Raw genomic sequence first — 21509 nt, 5'->3', positions numbered from 1 at the left:
GCCTTTTCTGTTTATCGGAATGAGGTTAGTCGAGTAAGCGGGAGAGGTTTTGGACTTCGTCTTGCTTTACTTCGTCTTTTTCTTGTTTGTAGCATTTGGCTAGTTCTTCGAGTAACAGTTGGATAATTTGCTTATTGGATTGTGGTCGAAAATAAGCGTCCAAGGGTGTTACGTTTACGCGTTTAAAGTAAACTTCTACGTCTTGTTGGGAGTAAATCTGGCCTTGGATAGGGTCGATAAAGAACAAGATGCGTGTATCGTTTAGTTCAGGTGGCTCTTGGAAGTCGTAGAAGGTGTCAAAATAGGCCAAAATGTATTGTCGTGGTATATTGACCGCATACACGGGCAAATCGAGCATATTACAGAGGCTTTGATAGAGAATTCCATTGGTGATGGGATTTCCTTTTTTGGCTTCTACTACTTGGTTAATAAAGAACTGGTTTTTGCGTTGGTAAGAGATTTCTTCTCCTTTAAGGCCGAAGTAATTATACACCATGCTGTTGAGCACATTTACTTGCTCTAGTGGCGTAAGGTAATTATTCAGCTCCAACCAAATATTGCGTTTAATCCGGTCAATTTCAGCGGCGATGGGTGCTGTAGCCATTTCCGGGTATTGGTACTTAGCGGCAATAATAGCGCCTTGTAACAGGTCCGGCGTAGTTTCGGCAGCCCAGTCTTGCATGGACGTTTGTAAATCGGCATAATGAACACGGTGAATCAACAGCTCAATACGCTCCTGGATCTGTTCGTCTAGCGTTGTTTCCCAGAGGTGTTCCAAGTTAGGGATGATCTCTTTACCGAACAATAAGATCTTGTTGGCAACGGTATCAAATACTTCCTGGTCTGGATCATCCAGCAAATGAAACAAGGCGTTTATTTCTTTAGTTTCGTGCATGTGAATGATTTACAGGTGGTTAACTGCAAATACAGCCTGGTAATTGCAGTTACCGGGCTATTCTGCCTTTTTCTTCCTGGCCGGCGCTTTCTTCTTAGGCGGGTTCGCTTTCACGTCTTCTATGATCGCTTTGGCTTCTTCCACAGTTAAGTCGGCAGCGCTGTCAATTTTTTCTTTCGGAATTTTGAAGTTCCTTAAGCCTTGTTTGATATATGGGCCGTAAGGACCTTTTAAAATCTGGATCTTTTCTTTTTCAAATACTTTAATTGTTCTTTCGTCTTTTGCAGTGCGTTTCTCTACAATAAGAGGCGCTACTTCATCTAACTCAACCGTATAAGGGTCCATTTCTTTTTTGAGGGAATAGAACTTCTTATCATGTTGGGCATAAGGACCGAATCGACCAATGTTCACAGACACTTCGGAGTCTTCGAACATACCCAATACGCGTGGTAGTTTAAAGAGTTCGAGTGCTTCCGCTAACGTAATTGTTTCGATGCTTTGGGTTTGTTTCAACTTTGCAAAGCGTGGTTTCTCCTCATCTTCTGCTTTGCCTATCTGCACCATTGGGCCATATCTACCCATTCTTGCTACTACTGGTTTACCAGAATCTGGGTCGTCGCCAAGGAAGTGTTCACCTTTTACGCGTTCCGCGTTTTCAAGCGTGTTCTGGATGTTTTCGTGGAACGGGTTGTAGAAGTCGTTCAACATCTTATTCCACACTTTCTTACCGTGGGCGATCTCATCGAACTCAGTTTCAATCTTAGCGGTGAAACCGTAATCCATCACGTTGTTGAAGTACTGGTTAAGGAAGTCGGTTACAATCATACCCAAATCTGTTGGGAACAATTTTGCCTTTTCTGCCCCGGTGTTTTCTGCATCCGTATCTTTTGAAATCTTATCGCTTTTAAGGGTCAAGATGCGGAAGTCGCGTTTTACGCCTTCTTTATCTCTCTTCTCAACATAATTACGTTTTTGAATGGTAGTAATGGTTGGTGCGTAAGTTGAAGGTCGGCCAATACCCAATTCCTCCAATTTCTTCACCAAGCTCGCTTCCGTGTAACGTGGCGCAGGACGGGTAAACCTTTCCGTTGCCTTCATTTCCTTCAAGTCGAGTGATTGCTTTACGGCTAAAGTTGGCAATGTGCCTTCTTTTTCGTCGCCATCTTCTTCTTCGTCTTCATCCTTACCTTCAAGGTACACTTTTAGGAAGCCGTCAAATTTCAGCACTTCACCTGAAGCTGTTAACTCTTCGTGGTTAGTTGAAATATCGATTTTCGCTGTTGTTTTCTCTAGTTCCGCATCAGCCATTTGAGAGGCAATAGTGCGTTTCCAGATCAAATCGTACAGGCGTTTAGTATCGCTATCGTCTACTGAGGTGTTCTCCATGTAAGTTGGACGGATGGCTTCGTGGGCTTCTTGTGCCGATTCGTTTTTGTTTTTGAACTTGCGGGCTTGGTGGTACTTATCGCCGTAATTCTTTACAATCGCAGCTTGGGCATCTGTCATCGCCGTTTCCGAAAGGTTTACGGAGTCGGTACGCATATAGGTAATTTTACCACTTTCGTAAAGCTTTTGGGCGAGCAACATCGTTTTGGACACGCTATACCCCAATTTTCTTGAAGCCTCCTGCTGAAGCGTTGAAGTAGTAAACGGCGCAGCCGGCGACTTTTTGCCCGGCTTCACTGTAATATCCTTCACCGTGTAAGCAGCACCTACACAATTTTGCAAGAACTTCTCAGCATCTTCAACGGTTTTGAACTTGTTCGGTCCTTCCGCCTTGAAGCTGATACTCTTATTATTAATATCCTTCGCGGTAAAAAATGCTTCTACTTTAAAGCTGCTAGTGGCAGTAAAATGGTTGATCTCCCTTTCTCTTTCTACAATCAAACGCACAGCAACGCTTTGTACACGACCCGCAGAAAGGGAATTGCGCATACTCATTTTGCGCCAAAGCACAGGCGACAGCTCGAAACCTACGATACGATCGAGGATTCGGCGGGCTTGTTGCGCATTTACTAGGTTCATGTCTAATAACCTAGGATGTTTCACGGCTTTTTCGATGGCAGGCTTAGTAATCTCATGGAACACGATGCGTTTAGTGCTGGCAGGATCTAACCCCAACACCTCGCATAAGTGCCACGAAATCGCTTCCCCCTCACGGTCCTCATCCGTTGCCAACCATACCTCCTCGGTATCTTTCGCCATCTTTTTTAACTCCTTTACAACCTTTTCTTTATCTTCCGGTATTATATATTTAGGCTTGAAATTATCCTGGATATCAATACCCATATCATCTTTCTCTAGGTCACGAATATGACCGTAGCAAGATTGAACTTCAAAGTCGTTACCTAGTATTTTTCCGATGGTCTTAGCCTTGGCTGGGGACTCAACTATTACGAGATTTTTTGCCATGAACGCCTGCTTTGTTTACTATAAATACGCAAAATTTTTGAAAAAGTTACGATTTTGATTTTTGCAATTATATGGAATCTACTGTGAAATTAAAAATAGCAGGAATTTAACATATCCTTTTATTTTTTTGTTTGTGCAGTAGAAATTTAGCTACAGTCCTTATTTTAAGGGATTAAAGTTAGGCTTAATATTATTTAAAAATAAAAAGAAATGGACATTGTTATTATCGGCGCGGGTAACGTAGCTCACTGTTTTGGCCACTTGATGAAGCTCCACGGTCATCAAATCAGGCAGGTAATCAGCAGAAACCCCCAAAATGCCGAGGAACTAGCCGAACTATTACACGCAAGGGCAACGACCGACCTATTAGATATCGACCTGGAAGCCGATGTGTACCTCTTGGCCGTGAGCGACAGCTATATACCTGTACTTAACGACGAACTACGCCTTGGCCGACGCATGGTGGCTCACACGGCCGGAGCTGTGCCATTAAGTGCCATCAACAAGGTGTCGATCAATACCGGGGTCATGTACCCCCTTCAATCCATCCGGAAAGAAATTAAGAACTACCCCGATATACCCCTGATGCTGGAAGGTAATAATGATGAAGTGACCAAAAGGCTACAGGCACTTGGACAAAGTATTTCTTCCAATATAAATTTGGTGTCGTCGGAAGAAAGACTCAAATACCACCTTTCGGCGGTGTTTTGCAACAATTTCACGAATCACCTTATGGCTTTAGCTAAAGATTATTGCGAAACAGAAGGGCTAGACTTCAACGTTCTTCACCCTATCATTAAAGAAACGTTCACCCGCCTAGAAAAATATTCGCCCGAACAGGTACAAACAGGCCCGGCTATACGAAACGATCAAAGAACGATGGCCATGCATATGGACTTATTAACAAAGCACCCTATTATGGAAATTATTTACCCTGTATTGTCGGAGAGTATTTACCAATTTCAACAGTTGCATAAAAAGGACTAAGCGGGCTTTTTATAATGGCAATTTCCAGGTACTTTTGCTTGCTGCCTTTTTAGGCGTTATATTATATATATCACAAGGGTAAATAATGCACACCATTATTTATATAGTAACATTATGAACGTTCTCGAATTATTTAAACCTATCCGAACTTTTGTATTTGACGTCGATGGCGTGTTAACCGATGGTACCGTGCAATTGTTTCCTAACGGCGAAATGTGTCGCCGTATGAACATCAAAGACGGTTATGCTTTACAGTTGGCTGTAAAAAAGGGGTACCGTATCGTGATTATTTCCGGTGGAAAATCGGAAAGTGTTGTTTCTCGCTTACAAGGTTTAGGCATTACAGATATTTACACAGGTATACACGATAAGAAGGAAAAATTGGGTGATTACGCACTGATGAACGATTTGAAGTGGGACGAAATGTTGTTCATGGGCGATGATATTCCCGATTATTGGGCCATGCAAATGGTAGGTTTGGCAGCTTGCCCAGCCGATGCCGTACCTGAAATTAAGAGCATTAGCCGTTACATATCACCACTGAATGGCGGTGCCGGATGTGTGCGTGATGTGATTGAAAAAGTGTTGAAATTAAATGGTCATTGGATGATGGATGATACCATCGCCTCAAAATAACTGCTGAAAAAGTAATGAAATTACTAGGAGCATACTTGCGATTAGTTCGCTATCCTAACCTCATTTATATCGTTCTCACGCAATTCTTACTACAATATTGCGTGGTTGCACCTGTATTAACGAGGGAAGGAGTGTCGCCATCATTAGGCGTACCACAATTTGTATTACTCTGCTTGTCAACTATCTTGATTGCTGCAGCAGGATATATAATTAATGATTACTTCGATATCAACATCGATTTGGTAAATAAGCCGGATAAGATGGTGGTAGAGAAAATTATCAGTCGCCGTTGGGCCATGGCATGGCATACCATATTAAACATGGCCGGTGTATCCATCGGTTTTATTGTGGCTTGGCAAATTGGAAAAATCTATTTAGGCTTCACCCAAGTGATTTGTTCGCTTTTGTTGTGGTTTTATAGTACTTCTTTCAAGCGCCAGGTTTTAATAGGCAACGTTGTGATTTCGGTATTAACTGCACTATCGGTAGTGGTAGTGGGTTTTTATGAGAAGAAGATTTACGAGAGTTTTGAAGCGATTATGTCGCCTGAAGGCAGATCGTTGATTAAGATTATTGGCGTATATGCATTGTTTGCCTTTATTATTTCGATGGTGCGCGAGGTGATAAAAGATTTGGAGGATGTAATTGGTGATAGTAAAGATGGTTGCCGAACAATTCCGATTGTTTGGGGTGTATTACCCGCCAAGCAATTATGCTATATTCTCTTGCTAACACTCCAGGTGTTGATATTAGCTATTGACTTTAAAGTGATCTCTTTGGGATGGTATTTCTCTGTCGTATACTTAGTTTTGTGCGTACACATCCCAAGCCTGTATGCATACTTCTTACTACGCAAAGCCAACCTACCTGCCGAATACCATAAAGTAAGCTCACTCATCAAAGTAATTATGCTTACCGGTATCTTGTCCATGTTGTTCTTTAAATTTTACCTGTAATGCAATTAAAACAACCACTAATTCTAGCCTCCCAATCACCGCGCAGAAAGCAGTTATTGGAACAAGCCGGGTTTAGCTTCGATATAAAAGTGGTGGAAACCGATGAGTCATTTCCCCGTGATATGCCCATCCCGGAAATTCCCATCCACATCGCCCGTAACAAGGCCCTAGCCGTAGCCAACGAAGTAGATGAAAATGCTATCGTACTGGCCGCCGATACCGTTGTGGTACTAAACAATACCATTATTGGCAAACCCAAAGACCGCCAGGATGCTATCAACATTCTCACTCGCCTCAGCGGTCAAACACACCACGTTATCACCGGTGTTATTATCCGCGCCAACGGCCAAGAAACTGCCTTCCAAAAAACAACAGAAGTGCACTTCATGCCCCTAACGCACGAACAAATAGAATTCTACGTAGACAATTATAAACCCTACGACAAAGCCGGTGCCTACGCCATCCAAGAATGGATTGGAGCTATTGGCATCGACAAAATAAATGGCTGCTTCTACAATGTGATGGGCCTACCCATTAGCAACGTATCGAAGCTACTATTAGCACTATAATTACATCTTATACATCATATAATATCTTAAGCTCGCACTTTATAGCGAGCTTTTTTTTCATGTATGCGCATTCCATAGAAACTCAATTTTCCATCCACTTCCTATACTCCCTTTATATGCTTCTTCCCAAAGGAGCGAATAGGATCATTATAATCGAAGAACAACCAAATAGTATTAAAATAACAACGCCGTAGGCATAGAAACCCACGGCGTTCATCTTGCATTATTTAATAGTTGATTTTATTCTAACACTAAAAGATTTACGTCTTTATTCTGCAACCACGCAGAATCGACTAACTTTTGCAAGTTGATAGTACCTACAACATAACGGCATTCCGGCGATTCGTATTTCTCCGTGATATTGTAGAACGAAGCTAAATCAACATGCTCTGGTGATTTATAACGTACATATACTTTCAACTGTACATCATTGGTGAATGTAGGTTGGTTTTGTTGCTTGATTTTCTTGTACTCGTAACGGTAGTTGTATAACAATGCCGAGATATCAGATAATACAGCAGAACCTGTTGCCGTACCACCAGCACCTTTACCCACGAAGAATTGTTTATCCGTGAAAGCACTTTCTAATAAAATACCGTTATACTCGTTGTATACATCGAACAACAAGTTGTGTTCTTTTACTAAATGTGGCAATACAAATGCATGCACATTACCATTAGAACGACGAATATGACCAATTAACTTAATCGTACAATTACGCTGTTTCGCGAATTGAATATCGAAATCGTTCAAATGACTGATACCAAAATTGTACACTTGCTCTGGTTTAACAAACGTACCGAACGCGTGTAATAATAGGATCACTACTTTAAACTTCGGATCATAACCTTCAATATCGAGGGTAGGATCAGTTTCTGCGAAACCTTTATCCTGGGCTTGTTGCAAAGCCACGTCGAAGCTGAGGTTTTCTTCGAAAATTTTGGTAAGAATATAGTTGGTAGAACCGTTACAGATACCTTCTACTGCATTCAGCAAATCGTTATCGTAATACTCTTCAAGGTTACGGATAATCGGAATACTTGCACAGCTAGAAGCTTCATATAAGAAAGGCACTTTATTTTCTACTTGCAATTGATACAAAGCAGGTAAGTTTTCCGCGATCATTCTTTTGCTGGCACTTACTACAGCTTTACCGTTTTTAAGTGCAGTGCTCACGATTTCGAATGCTGCTTGCGTGTCGTTGATTAATTCTACAACTACATCAATAGTAGGATCATTCAAAATATCATTGGGATCGGTCGTGAAATAGCTTTGGTCGATCGGGCGCGTTTTATTGGGATCTTTAATACAGATTTTTTTGATACGCGCGTTGATACCTTTTGTCCTGTTCAATACTTCATATAAGCCTTGGCCTACAACGCCAAAACCGAAAATACCTAAGTTAATAATCTTCTTTTCCATGGTTTTTGATAGATCGCTAATATTTATTGTAGAACTGTTATTTGTTTTCCTATTGGTTGGTTGAGTTTGTCTAATGCTTGTTTAAGATCGTTGATCAAGTCTTCCGCATCTTCAATACCTACCGACAAACGAATACAAGAATCTTGTAAACCTGCTTTACGCCTAAACTCCTCCGGAATATTACGGTGTGTCATCGTAACAGGATGGTTCAGCATACTTTTTACACCGCCAAAGCTTTCTGCCAATTTGAACAGCTTGGTACTATTGACAATCCTGATCGCGTTTTTAATTTGATCGGCTTTCAAGCTGAAGCTAATGACAGCGCCATATCCCTTTTGTTGTTTACGCGCGATGTGGTGGTTTTTGTGAGAAGCTAAGCCTGGGTAAAATACTTTATCAATCGCAGGATGTTCCGATAACCAATTCGCAATCGCCAAAGCATTCGCGCATTGTTTTTCTAAACGGAGTGATAATGTTTCGATGCCACGGATGGTTAACCAGGCTTCGAAAGGACTTAATATACTGCCAGAAATATTCTGGTTGAATTTGAGTTGATCGGAAAGCGCTTTGCTATTCACTACTACCAAACCCGCCAATACATCGCTATGACCGGATAAGAATTTAGAAGCTGAATGAATAACGATATCAGCGCCTAATGGAATAGGTTTTTGGAGCAGCGGGGTAGAGAAAGTGTTATCTACCACCAGCAAAATATTATGTTGCTTTGCAATCTTCCCGATAGATTTAATATCGGCTATTTTCATGGTAGGATTCGTAGGCGATTCCAACCAAATGATGCGTGTACGGGTATTAATTTTCTCCAACACCTTATCCGTATCGCTCATATCTACGAAATTCACTTTAATCCCGAAGCGCTCGAACATGTGGTTAAAAATCTGGAAAATACCACCGTAAGTATCTTCTACAGCCATAATTTCATCACCCGATTTCAACAACTTCAACACGGCGTCGATCGCAGCCATACCACTTGCAAACGCGAAGCCGCTGTGGCCTTCTTCGAGGTTGCAGATGATATCTTCCAACACCTTGCGGGTGGGATTGTTGGCACGAGAAAACTCGAACCCTTTGTTAATGCCGGGCGATTCTTGCACAAACGTAGACGTTTGGTAGATAGGCACTGAAATGGCGCCTGTCAACTCATCTACTGGTATGCTATGAATCAATTGGGTGGATGGTTTCATGCTCTAGATTAGATAATTGTTTTTGTTTCAAATAGGTTATTAAACCAATTATCCATGAAGCACGGGGAGTGGAGAGCAAAAAAAAAGCTCTTCCACGTTGGAAGAGCTTTAATAATTTATGATGCGGTGCAACTAAAATACTTTTGTCTGCCAACTTATCTATCCCAGGTTGTATACCTGAGCCGGAATTAGCACCTTTTTTTAGTATCACTGAAATACCAAAATGGTTGCTAAGGCATCAAAGGGCCAGTCCCTCCGCCTTTCTGGATAAGTAATGTTTAAGAACTGGGTGCAAATTTAATAGCACTCGCTCCAAATTTCCAAATCTTATTTTTAAAAAGTTCATTTCAATGAGAAATTAATGGTAAATTATTAACCCATTGTTATACTATATTACCATGAAAGTTAACCCATTACTCAACGAAGCCCTGTTGCAATATATATGGCAACACGGCATGTTCGATCAACGCAATCTCGCTTCCACAGCAGGCGACAGCCTAGAGATTATTTCGCCGGGACTATTAAACCCGCATGCAGGCCCAGATTTTTCTGCTGCCAAGATAAAAATAGGCGGTATCCTTTGGGCCGGGAATGTTGAAATACATTTGCGCAGTTCCGACTGGCATAAACATCGGCACCAGCGCGATCCTCGTTATCACAATATTATCCTGCATGTTGTGGTAATACACGACGATCCCAGTGTAATGCCGGCTGTTCCTTGTATACAACTAGATGGCCGCATCGCCAATTTATTACTACAACGTTACCAATTGCTCCAACAAGAACAGGTATTTATTCCCTGTGAAAAGGTGTGTCGGCAAGTGCCCAGTATTATTTGGCAACATTGGAAAGAACGATTGCTACTGGAACGTTGGCAAAGGAAAACAGCTACCATGCAGCGTTGGTTACAGCAATCACAGTACGACTGGGATGCTGTTTGCTACCGCGCTATCGCACAAGCAGCCGGGGTACCCGTTAACAGCATAGCATTCGAGCAGCTGGCACAACTTGCCGATTACAAGCTCTTGCACCGTTACAGTCATAACCTACATGAAGTAGAAGCATTGTTATTCGGGCAGGCTGGTATGCTACATGCCCCAATGGAAGATGAATACGGCCGTAGCTTACAGCTTACTTTTCGTTACTTACAACATAAACACCAGCTACAACACAGCATGCCCGTGCACATTTGGAAGTGGCTTCGTATGCGCCCGCATTCCTTCCCCACGCAACGTATTGCAGCCTTGGCCATGTTTGTGCATAAACACCCGCGGGTATTTTCGCAAGTCATCGCTATCCAAGATATTAGAGAGCTGGAAACGTTGTTTGAAATGGAAGTGAGCGAGTATTGGACCTCCCATTATCGCTTCAATATAAAGGCGAAGAAGCCACATCACCACGTAGGTAAAACCATGGTGCAGAATGTTTTGATCAACACGGTATTGCCGCTCATTTTCTTGTATGGCCAAACCCATGCCGATGCAGTGTTACAAGAGAGGGCACTACAGTTTGCATTGCTTTTACCACCCGAAAAGAACAGCTATATGGCACAATGGGCGCAAATAGGACAAGCAGCGCAAACAGCGCTAGATTCACAAGCGCTATTGGAATTAAGAGAAAGATTTTGTTTGCAGAAGAAATGCCTGCAATGTGAAGTAGGGGCTAAAATCATGAAAGGGTAAAAAAATGGTCTCTATGCATAGAGACCATTTTCATGTATTACCAGTTAAAGGTTACATTTTGCACTAAATCGGGATGCAAGCTTTTTGCCACTGGGCAAGTTAAAGCTGCACGCTCGAGAATGGTTTTTGCCTTATCGTCTAAATCATGACCGGCAGGGAAATCGATCGTTACATCAATCTGCACAATCCTGCGAGGTTCGGTACCCATGTGTTTAACGATAGCTACCTTGGTGCCTTCAATTTTCCAATTGTTATCTCTTGCTTTGATGCCCATAATGGAGATCATGCAAGAACCTAAAGCGCTGGCAACGAGGTCGGTAGGAGAGAAGCGTTCGCCTTTACCTTGGTTGTCTACAGGTGCATCTGTTTCAATAACGGTACCTGATCTAACATGGGTAGAGGTGGTTCTTAATTCACCATTGTATACTATTTCGGCGGTGTTCATCGTGATAATAATTTTAATGTAAAATAAACGTATTTTTAGGAAATACGTGCCCTTTGCCTTGCCTATGATTTGTTATTGAAAATGAGGGAAGTGCAGTGGAAAAACGGTTAATTTCGTGTACGTTTGTATAGTGATAAAACATAAAACGTAATCCAACGTTTATATAAATATAATTACACATTACCGTGAGAAAAATAAATCTACTCCTATTATTACTCGTTTTGACCGGAACGTCTGTTTATGCCCAATCTACTACCCGTCAAAGTAAGAAAGACGACAAAGAGAAGAAAAAGCTTCAGCGGATTTCTCTATTTAAGGAATTGGAAGAAGGTGAGAACCTCTACCAGCGAGAATTTTCAATGGGAGGAAGGTTGAATACCAACGGTTGGACCGGCTTTGTAGAGATGGCCTACCGTAAGAACCGCAATAATGTGCGTTACTTCCAATTGGAATTTTCCGAGGTAAAACATGCGAAGCAAGAGAAGATGACGACCATCGAAAGCGATGGTTACTTCTTATATTCTACGCGCCCTTTCTTTTATGGTAAGCAAAATAACTTTTACCCTGTGAACTTAGGTTATGGTAATCGTAAGCTTATTGGTGGTAAAGCTAATAAACAAGGTGTTGAGGTTCAAGGGATTTACTACGGTGGTATCTCTTTGGGCTTGTTGAAACCTTATTATATAGAGGTAAGAGATATGGGGAATGGTCAACGTGGTGATATCCGCTACACGCCTGCAACGGCAGATAAATTCCTCGACGAATCTTTAATTTCTGGCGGCGCGGGTTTCGGAAAAGGTTGGGATGAATTAACTTTGATCCCAGGTTTGCATGGAAAATTGGGTATTCGCTTCGATTGGGCAAGGTTCAATCACGTGGTAAGTGCCTTAGAAGTAGGTGTAAACGGGGCGTTTTATACGAAAAAAGTGCCCATCATGGTGTTAGAGGATAATAAGCAATTCTTGTTAAATGCCTACGTTGGGTTACAGTTCGGTAAACGCTGGAATAAGTAGTAACTTTGTACTTTAAAGAAAGGAATTGCGATGCAAGAACTACCAGTAATAGCAGCTGAACCAGCTGTTCAAAGAGTTAAAAAGCCGGATTGGTTGCGCGTTAAGCTCCCTATCGGCGAGAATTATAGACATGTTCGAAGCTTAGTAGACACACATAAATTACACACCATCTGCGAGAGCGGCAATTGTCCGAATATGGGTGAGTGTTGGGGGGCCGGTACAGCCACCTTCATGATCCTCGGTAACATTTGTACGCGTAGCTGTGGTTTCTGTGCCGTAGCAACTGGTAGACCATTACCGGTTGATTGGGATGAACCCCAAAGAGTCGCAGAATCCATTTTCCTCATGAAAGCCAAACACGCCGTTATCACATCCGTTGATCGCGACGAACTAAAAGATGGCGGTTCCATTATCTGGGCTAACACCGTAAACGCGGTGCGCAACCTAAACCCAGGAACTACAATGGAAACCCTTATCCCAGATTTTAGAGGCCAATGGGAAAACTTACAACGTATTATCGATGTAGCACCAGAAGTTGTGTCGCATAACTTGGAAACCGTAGAACGTTTAACCAAACAAGTACGTATCCAAGCTAAATACCACAGAAGCTTAGAAGTAATTCGCCGTTTGAAAGATGGCGGAATGCGCACAAAAAGCGGTATCATGCTCGGCTTAGGTGAAACGAAAGAAGAAACTATCCAAGCTATGCAAGATCTACGCGATAATGGCTGTGATGTTGTAACCTTAGGTCAATACCTTCAACCAACACCAAAGCACTTACCGGTAGTACGCTTCGTACATCCCGACGAGTTCGCAGAATTGCGCGAAATTGGATACAATATGGGCTTAGATTACGTAGAGGCAGGTCCGTTGGTACGCTCTTCTTACCATGCTGAAAAACATATCTTCAGCGGTAGAAACAACCGTTAATATCAATTATACCTTATAAAACAAAGGCCCGGTTCTTCATAGAAACCGGGCCTTTGTGCTTTTAGTTAGGAAAATCGGTACTTGCACCACCTTTTAACTCATCCTCACCAGGTTTTAACATCTGGTGAATATGGTACTCCGTAGATCCGCAGATATATAATATGCCAATAACTACCGGGGCAATGGTGAAATAATAAAATAGATCAGTTTGCGTAGAAAATAATAGGGCCGCTAATAATCCCCATGGCGTTAAGATCCAAGATAAGTACTTCGCCAACACAGCGATGTAACGATTGGCTTCCTTCCACATTTCTGGGCTATGCATACTTAAGTACGATCTATATCCATACCAAGCATTCATTGTACGGGGAGGGAATTTCTGGAATACCCAAGCCATTAAGAAAATAAGGGGACCGGCTATTAAACTAGCATTGAAAAAGGGGCTATGGAAAAATGCAGTCATAACGGTACATTTGAATCTATAACAAACAAAAACAGCGCCAGTTTGATTGAACAGGCACGAATTGTAAAGTTCAGTGTTTCTACCGCATTTGATTTACCTGTATAAAAGAAAAATCCCAGCCATTGGCCGGGATTTCCCAAAATGTATAAAGCTGATTTTCAATGATTATTGATGCGTAGAGTCTGCTGGAGCAGCTTTCTTCTTCTTCAATAAACCATTCAAAGTATTATTTAAAGTATTTGTTACTTTTTTCCCGGCATCTTGGGCAGGCTGACCGCTTTCGCCTTCCTTGCTACCACCGCCTAACAATTGCTTCGTTACTTCATCCTTAATAGCATTACTCACATCTTTCTTCACTTGCGCTATAGAATCCTTGATAGTTGCTTTTGCTGAATCTACCTTGTTTTTTACCAAGTTTGCTGCTTGATCTTTCAAGTTATCCACCATTTTATTGCTGGTTTCGCGGAGATCTGTTTTGAAGGATGGTTTCAGGATGTTACCACCTAAAGCAATTTGTAAGTGAACACTATCGCTCACTTTTACAGGGATGCCTTTGCTCGTTGCTTGGTTCACCAAGTTGTTGATCAATGCATCACCTTGTTTACCAATTACGCTACGAGGTACATTCAATTGCAAAGTGTAATCTAACGACTGGTCGAAGCCATGTGAACCACCTACCAAGATGTCTAAACCATTGGTTTTAATCTTGAATGGGTTCACTGTAACACGACCATTTTGGAACGCGATGTAGTTCTTAATATCACGCACCGAAATATCTTTTAATTGCGCGATATTCAATTGGCTAGCTAATTGATCCAATGGCTCAAACTTCTTCAACACACCTTGAATCAATAACAAGTTACCATCACCCGTTAAAGTGTTCAAAACCGGCGACATATCTTCTCCTAACTTACCTTCTAGGTTTAAAGAAGAAGAGATTTTACCAGACAAGAATTGTGCAATCGGCATCAACTTTTGCACGGTATTGAAGGCCAGGAATGACTGTTGAATATCAACATCCTGCACATCGTATTTTAAGTGGATAGCAGGGTTTTTATGACTTTCTTTCGTTGAATAAGAACCGTTGATATTCATGGTGCCTTGTAAAGCATTGCCTTTTATATTCGTCATGTACACCGTTTCATCTTTCAATAACAATGTACCACTAAGGTTCGTGAGATCTACTTTGTCGTAATGCACTTTACCCGCTTGCGCGTTTAAGGTGAAATCCAAATTATTCGGCACTACGAACGGTCCTTCAGCTGCTGCTTCAGCAGGTGCATTCGCGGCCGGCTCGCTACCGGTTGCCATGAATTTATCTAAATTAATAGCATCGGCTTTCACATTTAGCTTACCATTCAATGGCTGGTTTTTCAATACATAAGCCAACATGTTATTTACCTCACCGTTTGCTGTAAAGTTGGTACCTAAATATGCACCGTCAAATACAGGAACATTCACCGTTTTCGGGTTGAAGATCATGTGAAGATTATTCACTTTCACACCATCGGGGTAATCTTTGCTTGCGTATAATAAGTCGTTCACTTTCACATCACCCGCAGCATAGAACTTATCATAGGCTTGCTTTTCAATGGCACTCATATTACCTTTTGCTTGTAAGTCGGCATTCACGAAACCTTTCAATTGCGTGCCTTTTTCAAGGGGTACGAATTGCATGATTTTCGATAAATCGAGGTTTGTTTTAGCTGCCGCATCAATGTAAGCATCGGAGATCGGTGTTTTCACAAGCAAGCGAATATCTACTGGCGAGTTATCGAATTCCAAGTGCGCTTGTGGCATATCAATCACCGTGTGATCAGGTACACCATCGGGGTTGTTAACATGTACAGCAAGTTGGATATTTTTTACCGGTTTGGGCAAATTAGGGTATTGGAAGAAACCATCCTTCACACCCAAATCAATACCAAAAGCAGGCATTTGTGTGTCGCTGAAAGTACCTTTTACAAAACCGCCAAAAGTAGCACTACCACTTGTTTTTAAGTTTGAAAAATCCTGCATGAAAACGGCCGGTACCATCGATAAAATGTCTTTGAAATCGGTAGAAGCTGATTTGAATTGAAGATCCATTTTCATAGATTCTTCTAATATTTGTACAAATCCTCCCGCGCTAATTTTCAAGTTATTCAGCGCAATGTTATCCGTTTTGAAAGAGTAAGTTGATGTTTTATTATCAATCTTGATATCCGCATCCATTACAGCTTTCGTATTCACGAGGTAGGGAATGAGGCCCATGTTGAAAGTAATACCGCCAACAGAGGTTTTTGTTTTCAAAATGAATTCATCCAAGGTAAAATCACCCGCACCACTATGATCTAAATCGTTGATGATTAAGCTCATATCGCCTTGTTGATCGCTATACAATACATACGCATCTTCAATGCTGTATTTTTGTAAGTTCATCTTGAAAGTACTGCTGCTTGTATCTGCCGGTTGTTCCGGTGTAGCAACAGTATCGGGCTTCATAATGTCCCAGTTAGGGCGACCATCTTTATGTACAATCGCACGCACACGAGGCTGGTTAATTGTTACGTTATACACATCAATTTGCTCGCCTTTAATGGCGCTCATAAGGTTCAACGCCAAGTCGATACGGTGAACAGATAATAGCGTGTCGCCTTCAAAAGGTTGAACGCCAACGATCGATAAATCTTCAATCGCTACTGCAAGACGGGGGAAGCGACGAATCAAGGAGATATCAACATCTTTGAAATCTACCTTGGCATTCAAGCTCTTGTTGAGTTCCGCTTTTACTTTCGACATAATCTTGCCTTTAAATAAGAACGGGATTGCAATCAAAATAGCAATCAATACAACGAAAACAATAAGCGTTCGCTTCAGTATTTTTTTAAATTTCATAGGTTTCAATATAAAACTGGGTGTAAGATAGAAAGTAAAACCCAATAAATAATAAAAGCGCGGTGAAGATGCGGCGCAGCAAAATGAAAATTATTGAAAACTTTCCTAGCAGGTGTTTCATAACCAAGTAAGTAGGATTTTCGACAATAATTATGACGAGAATCAGTCAACCCTACGCAAGGTTATTACGTATATTAACATGACCAGTATTTAAAAAGACACACCCTTAAATTGCTTTTATGGAAGATGCCCCCAAAAAGACGTTCACCCCGGTGAAGTCGATGGCTAAGTTATTACTGCTGTTGGAATGGATTGGGCTGAGTATGATTTTACTTGTATTAACTTATGCAAGTGTACACCCATTTTGGTACGCTGTATTATTTATTGCCATAACGGTGGCTTTGTACTTTATTTTACGTTCTTATAGTACAGCACTTGTGGTGTTTCACATATGCTGTAACTTGGTATTATTGATTCTATGCGCGGTTTTAATCGTTGAAATTTTTTGAGTCGTTTGTATATAACTGCCTTCAAAAGAATAGTTTATATTACAGCACCAAAACTTGTAATCGCTCTATGGAAGAATTAACAGCAGGTATCGGTTCGCGTGTACAACATGCACGTTTCGGGCCGGGTGTAATTATTGGTGTAAAATATGCACAGTATATTGTTACATTCATGAATGAAGGTACTTTGGAAGTGGATAAAGATGATCCAAAGTTCGAGATCTTGAACATTGAAAATCAAACAAAAGAGGTGGAAACCTTATCACAAGTGGAAACCTCTATCTTGAAGATTCTGCGCCTTTGGAATGGTTTCTCGGAAGTAGTACCCCTCGGCGATAAATGGGAAGGTGGTACCTTGATTCTCAAGCCGAAAGACGCCAGTATGAAACCCAAAGAAGTGCCCATCGAAGTATTTTTCCATAAAATCGTTATGGTAAGAGATCGCCTCCGCGTACTCGAACAACAAGTGAATGCACATAAAGGCCTCAACGATGAAGATAAAATCAATCTCCAACAATACATTACCCGCATATATGGTTCTTTAACAACGTTTAACGTTTTATTCAAGGAAAAAGAACATTGGTTTGTAGGGGAGAAAGGAGGAAAAGAAGACTAATTTGTCATGCTATATGTTTGAAAGGATGCCTGTACATGGCATCCTTTTTTGTTATCTTTTATACGTATTATTAAGGGGCGAAGGAATGATGATTAGCGTTGCTCCACTATAAAAGCCTCTCATTCCATGGTAATACAGCTAACTTTGAGCTTCTTACGTACGAATTCCCCTTTTGTTTCCCATTTGAAATTGTATATTGCAGTGTATCAAGTAGTTGTATTATATATCGTTCCCTTTGCGTACTAAGTAGCCTCATAATTGTGACAAAGTAGTTCCCAAGTACGGGACATGTGACTTTCATGTGCTTTCCATGTGGTTTTCATGTAAATTCCATGTAATTCCCATGTAATTCCATGTAGTTTCATCGTATCTACATCGTATTTACATCGGTATTCACCTTATGCTTCCTTTACTTTCCCTTATTGTTTCCTTATAGTTCCCTAGCTTTCACCTCATCTTTCTTTTATTGCATGCCGGGATTACCCCGGTATTAAGTCGATTGGTACTTAATAGCTACCCATATAAGGGTATGCCTACATATACCTAAATAAACACAAAAAAGGCCGTCTCTATGCGTAAGAGACGACCTTTTTAAAGCTAACTTTTGCTACTAAAACTAGTATATCTTATTCAATGCATCAACGTATGCATTTACGCTGGCATTCACAATGTCGGTTGAGTAACCGAAGCCGTAGTACGATTTACCTTGGCAACGAACGTGCATGTTTACCTTGCTGACGTCGTCGCTACCACCGTGCATCGATTGGATACTGAATTCGTCCAATTCAATGTCATCTTTGATGATTTCGTGGATGGCGTTAATTGTAGCGTTTACTGGGCCATTACCCGTAGCGCTGGCTTCTTTCTCTTCCCCGTTGATTCTCAATTTAACTGTGGCCATTGGGCGTAAAGGATCACCACATACTACTTGTAATAAGGATACTTTAATGGCCTGATCGTCATAGTTATGAGAATCGCCATCGCCCATGAGTACTTGCAAATCGTGGTCGTTAATTTCTTTCGTTTTATCAGCCATCACCAAGAAGCGTTGGTACACTTCATCGAGGTTGATTTTATCGATTTTATAACCCAAACGCTCTAAGTGGTGCTTCAAAGCGTGGCGACCGCTGCGTGCCGTTAAAATGATAGAGTTCGATTCGATACCTACTTCCTCAGGATCAATGATTTCGTAGTTCTCGCGGTGTTTCAATACACCATCTTGGTGAATACCAGAGCTATGTGCAAATGCATTCCTACCCACAATTGCTTTGTTAGGTTGAACAGGCATGCGCATCATGCTCGATACCAAGCTCGAAATATTGGAAATACGCTTAGAATTAATGTTGGTATTGTACCCTAAACCATGGTGTGTTTTCAAAATCATCGCTACCTCTTCCAATGAAGTATTACCTGCACGTTCCCCAATACCGTTGATCGTACATTCTACTTGGCGGGCACCGTTAATTACACCGGCAATAGAGTTGGCGGTGGCTAAACCTAAGTCGTTATGACAGTGTACAGAAATAATAGCTTTATCAATGTTCTTCACGTTATCTACTAAGAACTTGATTTTCTCGCCGTATGTACCTGGTAAGCAATAACCATTTGTATCTGGAATGTTTACAGTGGTAGCACCGGCAGCAATAACTGCTTCGATCATTTGCGCGAGGTACACTACATCGGCACGACCGGCATCTTCTGCATAGAATTCTACATCATCAGTAAACTTGCGAGCATATTTAACAGCAGCAACGGCGCGTTCCAAGATAGCTTCGCGGGTGCTATTGAATTTATACTTGATGTGCATATCAGAAGCACCAATACCCGTATGGATACGGCCGCGCTTTGCAAAGCGAAGTGCTTCAGCCGCTGCATCGATATCGGCATTGTTGGCACGTGTTAAGGCACAAATTACCGGCTCAGTTACCGCTTTAGAAATCTCTACTACACTTTGGAAATCGCCCGGGCTCGAAATAGGGAAACCCGCTTCGATAATATCTACACCCAGTTCCTCTAATTCCTTGGCAATAATAATTTTTTCGACGGTAGTTAATTGACAACCCGGCACTTGTTCGCCATCGCGCAAGGTTGTATCAAATATATATACACGGTTTTTATCCATTGTTCTGCTTTTTATGTTGATTGAGAGCTGCTAAGAAGATTGTTGTGTCGATTGATTTAGTTCAAATTCTCTAATACTTTTTCGCCCATGGCGTCGGTACCGAGTAAGAACCTGTTTTCAGTGTGTTTGCTGGAAATATCCATCGTGCGGAAACCTTGACGTAAAGTAGCGTCTACAGCTTTAATCACACGTTGTGCTTCGTCTTGTAAACCAAATGAAATATCGAGAAGCAATGCAGCTGATAAAATAGAAGCTAATGGGTTGGCAATACCTTTACCGGCAATGTCGTGTGCCGATCCGTGAATAGGTTCGTAGAACCCAATCTTGTCACCAACCGATGCACTCGCGAGCATACCCATAGAGCCTGCAATCTGCGATGCTTCGTCGGTTAAGATATCACCGAAAAGGTTACCGGTTACTACCACATCAAAACGCTTAGGATCTTTGATGAGCTGCATGGCAGCGTTATCGATGAACATATGTTCTGTTTCAACATCCGGGTACTCTTTCGATAATTCTTGCACCACTTCTCTCCACAAACGAGATGCTTCCAGTACGTTAGCTTTATCAACAGAACATAATTTTTTACGACGGGTACGTGCTGCTTCGAAGGCTTTTCGGGCAATACGTTCTACCTCGTATTTGTGGTAGATCATTAAATCGCTCGCCGTATTACGGTCTTCCGACCTGTTCTTCTCGCCGAAATACACATCACCGGTTAACTCGCGGAAGAATAGGATATCAGCACCTTGTAAAATTTCAGGTTTGATACTAGATGCTTGTAATAAATCGTCGAATAATTTAATCGGGCGAAGGTTGGCATATAAGCCCAATTCTTTACGAATTTTCAACAAGCCTTGTTCAGGACGAACTTTTAGCGTGGGATCGTTATCATATTTAGCATGACCAATCGCGCCGAATAAGATCGCGTCGGAGTTGCGAGCTTTTTCAAGTGTTTCATCCGGTAGTGGGTTGCCTGTTGCTTCAATAGCTACGTGTCCCATCATGCCTTCATCAAACGTGAACGTGTGTTTGTAGTTGGCAGCGATGGTTTCTAAAACTTTTTTACCCCAGGTTGTAACTTCTTGCCCGATACCGTCTCCTGGTATTACCAATATTTTCTTCGTGATACCCATTGTGCTATAATTCGTGTTGTGTGTTTTGTGTGTAGTTATATTAGAAATTGAAAGGTCGGCTAGCTTCATATTTTTCAATGTCGCTGCGTAAACTCAATAAATAATCAATGTCATCGTAACCATTCAACAAGCAAGTCTTTTTATACGCGTTGATGTCGAATCCTTCTTGTTCGCCGGTGCTGCTGATGGTAATTTTTTGATCGGCCAAGTTCACTTCTACAGTGGCTTTCGGGTCTTTTTCTACAGCCGCGAAAATCTTATGTAAGAAGCTTTCAGATACTTGAACGGGTAAGATGAAGTTGTTGAGCGCGTTGTTTTTGAAGATATCTGCAAAGAAACTGCTCACCACTACTTTAAAACCTGCGTCGCCAATGGCCCAAGCTGCGTGTTCGCGGCTAGAACCACAACCGAAGTTTTTACCTGCTACTAACACTTCACCGCTATAAATAGGGTTGTTTAGTACAAAGTCTTGCTTCGGTGATCCATCTTCATTATAGCGCCAATCTCTAAACAAATTCTCGCCAAAACCATCACGGGTAGTCGCTTTCAAGAAACGAGCAGGAATAATTTGGTCGGTGTCGATGTTTTCAATGGGCACTGGAACGATTGATGAAACCAGTGTTTTAAATGTTTTATCCAT

General features: G+C 41.6%; 18 protein-coding genes and 1 riboswitch. Of the genes, 8 read left to right on the top strand and 10 right to left on the bottom strand.

The window, feature by feature from the left end; all coding sequences use genetic code 11:
* Window positions 1-25: 25 nt before the first annotated feature.
* Both LX64_RS17400 and topA read right to left on the bottom strand, forming a co-directional pair.
* Complete coding sequence (locus LX64_RS17400; protein ID WP_111598951.1) at window positions 26-895, bottom strand: transglutaminase-like domain-containing protein; 870 nt, start codon at window positions 893-895, stop codon at window positions 26-28.
* A gap of 57 nt (window positions 896-952) precedes the next feature.
* On the bottom strand, window positions 953-3307 hold the full coding sequence (gene topA, locus LX64_RS17395) for a type I DNA topoisomerase (RefSeq protein WP_111598950.1): 2355 nt from the start codon (window positions 3305-3307) through the stop codon (window positions 953-955).
* Window positions 3308-3517: 210 nt separating this feature from the next.
* On the opposite strand from topA, the gene LX64_RS17390 reads away from it, so the two are divergent.
* From LX64_RS17390 to LX64_RS17375, 4 genes are all read left to right on the top strand, one after another.
* Window positions 3518-4294, top strand: coding sequence for a Rossmann-like and DUF2520 domain-containing protein (locus LX64_RS17390; RefSeq protein ID WP_111598949.1), 777 nt, complete (start codon window positions 3518-3520; stop codon window positions 4292-4294).
* Between the two features lie 114 nt (window positions 4295-4408).
* Window positions 4409-4930, top strand: coding sequence for a KdsC family phosphatase (locus tag LX64_RS17385; RefSeq protein ID WP_111598948.1), 522 nt, complete (start codon window positions 4409-4411; stop codon window positions 4928-4930).
* 14 nt (window positions 4931-4944) lie between these two features.
* A complete protein-coding gene (locus LX64_RS17380; protein ID WP_111598947.1) occupies window positions 4945-5886 on the top strand; it encodes a geranylgeranylglycerol-phosphate geranylgeranyltransferase in 942 nt (313 codons plus the stop codon).
* Window positions 5886-6455, top strand: coding sequence for a Maf family protein (locus tag LX64_RS17375; protein WP_111598946.1), 570 nt, complete (start codon window positions 5886-5888; stop codon window positions 6453-6455). The genes LX64_RS17380 and LX64_RS17375 overlap by 1 nt, the downstream gene beginning before the upstream one ends.
* Before the next feature lie 240 nt (window positions 6456-6695).
* On the opposite strand, the gene LX64_RS17370 is transcribed toward LX64_RS17375, so the two are convergent.
* Together LX64_RS17370 and LX64_RS17365 are read right to left on the bottom strand one after the other, a co-directional pair.
* Window positions 6696-7877 (bottom strand): homoserine dehydrogenase, encoded by a 1182-nt coding sequence (locus tag LX64_RS17370; RefSeq protein ID WP_111598945.1) that lies wholly within the window; start codon window positions 7875-7877, stop codon window positions 6696-6698.
* Window positions 7878-7900: 23 nt separating this feature from the next.
* Window positions 7901-9079, bottom strand: a complete 1179-nt coding sequence (locus LX64_RS17365) for a trans-sulfuration enzyme family protein (RefSeq protein WP_111598944.1) — start codon at window positions 9077-9079, stop codon at window positions 7901-7903.
* 152 nt (window positions 9080-9231) lie between these two features.
* A riboswitch (SAM riboswitch) is annotated at window positions 9232-9353 on the bottom strand.
* 124 nt (window positions 9354-9477) lie between these two features.
* Here LX64_RS17365 and LX64_RS17360 point away from each other — a divergent pair.
* Window positions 9478-10761, top strand: a complete 1284-nt coding sequence (locus tag LX64_RS17360) for a DUF2851 family protein (RefSeq protein WP_111598943.1) — start codon at window positions 9478-9480, stop codon at window positions 10759-10761.
* Window positions 10762-10798: 37 nt separating this feature from the next.
* Here the strand turns inward: LX64_RS17360 and LX64_RS17355 are convergent, their stop codons facing one another.
* Complete coding sequence (locus tag LX64_RS17355; RefSeq protein ID WP_111598942.1) at window positions 10799-11206, bottom strand: OsmC family protein; 408 nt, start codon at window positions 11204-11206, stop codon at window positions 10799-10801.
* Window positions 11207-11391: 185 nt separating this feature from the next.
* Between LX64_RS17355 and LX64_RS17350 the strand changes: the two genes are divergently transcribed.
* Window positions 11392-12219: a hypothetical protein gene (locus LX64_RS17350; RefSeq protein ID WP_148707362.1), complete on the top strand. Its 828-nt coding sequence runs from the start codon at window positions 11392-11394 to the stop codon at window positions 12217-12219.
* A 30-nt stretch (window positions 12220-12249) separates the two neighbouring features.
* Window positions 12250-13149: a lipoyl synthase gene (gene lipA, locus LX64_RS17345; RefSeq protein WP_111598940.1), complete on the top strand. Its 900-nt coding sequence runs from the start codon at window positions 12250-12252 to the stop codon at window positions 13147-13149.
* Between the two features lie 61 nt (window positions 13150-13210).
* Here lipA and LX64_RS17340 read toward each other — a convergent pair whose 3' ends face one another.
* Together LX64_RS17340 and LX64_RS17335 are read right to left on the bottom strand one after the other, a co-directional pair.
* A complete protein-coding gene (locus tag LX64_RS17340; protein ID WP_111598939.1) occupies window positions 13211-13612 on the bottom strand; it encodes an SdpI family protein in 402 nt (133 codons plus the stop codon).
* Window positions 13613-13777: 165 nt separating this feature from the next.
* A complete protein-coding gene (locus LX64_RS17335) occupies window positions 13778-16489 on the bottom strand; it encodes an AsmA family protein (protein ID WP_111598938.1) in 2712 nt (903 codons plus the stop codon).
* 576 nt (window positions 16490-17065) lie between these two features.
* Between LX64_RS17335 and LX64_RS17325 the strand changes: the two genes are divergently transcribed.
* Complete coding sequence (locus LX64_RS17325; RefSeq protein WP_111598936.1) at window positions 17066-17611, top strand: hypothetical protein; 546 nt, start codon at window positions 17066-17068, stop codon at window positions 17609-17611.
* Window positions 17612-18227: 616 nt separating this feature from the next.
* On the opposite strand, the gene LX64_RS17320 is transcribed toward LX64_RS17325, so the two are convergent.
* Genes LX64_RS17320 through leuD form a run of 3 tightly spaced genes read right to left on the bottom strand, consistent with a single transcriptional unit; the run spans window position 18228 to window position 21509 of the window.
* Window positions 18228-19733: a 2-isopropylmalate synthase gene (locus tag LX64_RS17320; protein ID WP_111598935.1), complete on the bottom strand. Its 1506-nt coding sequence runs from the start codon at window positions 19731-19733 to the stop codon at window positions 18228-18230.
* Between the two features lie 56 nt (window positions 19734-19789).
* Window positions 19790-20938, bottom strand: a complete 1149-nt coding sequence (gene leuB, locus LX64_RS17315) for a 3-isopropylmalate dehydrogenase (RefSeq protein WP_449384857.1) — start codon at window positions 20936-20938, stop codon at window positions 19790-19792.
* Window positions 20910-21509, bottom strand: coding sequence for a 3-isopropylmalate dehydratase small subunit (gene leuD / locus LX64_RS17310; protein WP_111598934.1), 600 nt, complete (start codon window positions 21507-21509; stop codon window positions 20910-20912). The genes leuB and leuD overlap by 29 nt, the downstream gene beginning before the upstream one ends.

The organism is Chitinophaga skermanii, assembly GCF_003259335.1.
Taxonomy (GTDB): domain Bacteria; phylum Bacteroidota; class Bacteroidia; order Chitinophagales; family Chitinophagaceae; genus Chitinophaga; species Chitinophaga skermanii.
Note: the sequence above shows the minus strand (reverse complement) of the source record. Positions and strands in the feature narration are given on the sequence as shown.

What these genes read in the sequence shown, in the direction of transcription:
- LX64_RS17400 (WP_111598951.1), bottom strand. Translation starts at nt 895, where the DNA reads ATGCACGAAACTAAAGAAATAAACGCCTTGTTTCATTTGCTGGATGAT.
- topA (WP_111598950.1), bottom strand. Translation starts at nt 3,307, where the DNA reads ATGGCAAAAAATCTCGTAATAGTTGAGTCCCCAGCCAAGGCTAAGACC.
- LX64_RS17390 (WP_111598949.1), top strand. Translation starts at nt 3,518, where the DNA reads ATGGACATTGTTATTATCGGCGCGGGTAACGTAGCTCACTGTTTTGGC.
- LX64_RS17385 (WP_111598948.1), top strand. Translation starts at nt 4,409, where the DNA reads ATGAACGTTCTCGAATTATTTAAACCTATCCGAACTTTTGTATTTGAC.
- LX64_RS17380 (WP_111598947.1), top strand. Translation starts at nt 4,945, where the DNA reads ATGAAATTACTAGGAGCATACTTGCGATTAGTTCGCTATCCTAACCTC.
- LX64_RS17375 (WP_111598946.1), top strand. Translation starts at nt 5,886, where the DNA reads ATGCAATTAAAACAACCACTAATTCTAGCCTCCCAATCACCGCGCAGA.
- LX64_RS17370 (WP_111598945.1), bottom strand. Translation starts at nt 7,877, where the DNA reads ATGGAAAAGAAGATTATTAACTTAGGTATTTTCGGTTTTGGCGTTGTA.
- LX64_RS17365 (WP_111598944.1), bottom strand. Translation starts at nt 9,079, where the DNA reads ATGAAACCATCCACCCAATTGATTCATAGCATACCAGTAGATGAGTTG.
- LX64_RS17360 (WP_111598943.1), top strand. Translation starts at nt 9,478, where the DNA reads ATGAAAGTTAACCCATTACTCAACGAAGCCCTGTTGCAATATATATGG.
- LX64_RS17355 (WP_111598942.1), bottom strand. Translation starts at nt 11,206, where the DNA reads ATGAACACCGCCGAAATAGTATACAATGGTGAATTAAGAACCACCTCT.
- lipA (WP_111598940.1), top strand. Translation starts at nt 12,250, where the DNA reads ATGCAAGAACTACCAGTAATAGCAGCTGAACCAGCTGTTCAAAGAGTT.
- LX64_RS17340 (WP_111598939.1), bottom strand. Translation starts at nt 13,612, where the DNA reads ATGACTGCATTTTTCCATAGCCCCTTTTTCAATGCTAGTTTAATAGCC.
- LX64_RS17335 (WP_111598938.1), bottom strand. Translation starts at nt 16,489, where the DNA reads ATGAAATTTAAAAAAATACTGAAGCGAACGCTTATTGTTTTCGTTGTA.
- LX64_RS17325 (WP_111598936.1), top strand. Translation starts at nt 17,066, where the DNA reads ATGGAAGAATTAACAGCAGGTATCGGTTCGCGTGTACAACATGCACGT.
- LX64_RS17320 (WP_111598935.1), bottom strand. Translation starts at nt 19,733, where the DNA reads ATGGATAAAAACCGTGTATATATATTTGATACAACCTTGCGCGATGGC.
- leuB (WP_449384857.1), bottom strand. Translation starts at nt 20,938, where the DNA reads ATGAAGCTAGCCGACCTTTCAATTTCTAATATAACTACACACAAAACA.
- leuD (WP_111598934.1), bottom strand. Translation starts at nt 21,509, where the DNA reads ATGGATAAAACATTTAAAACACTGGTTTCATCAATCGTTCCAGTGCCC.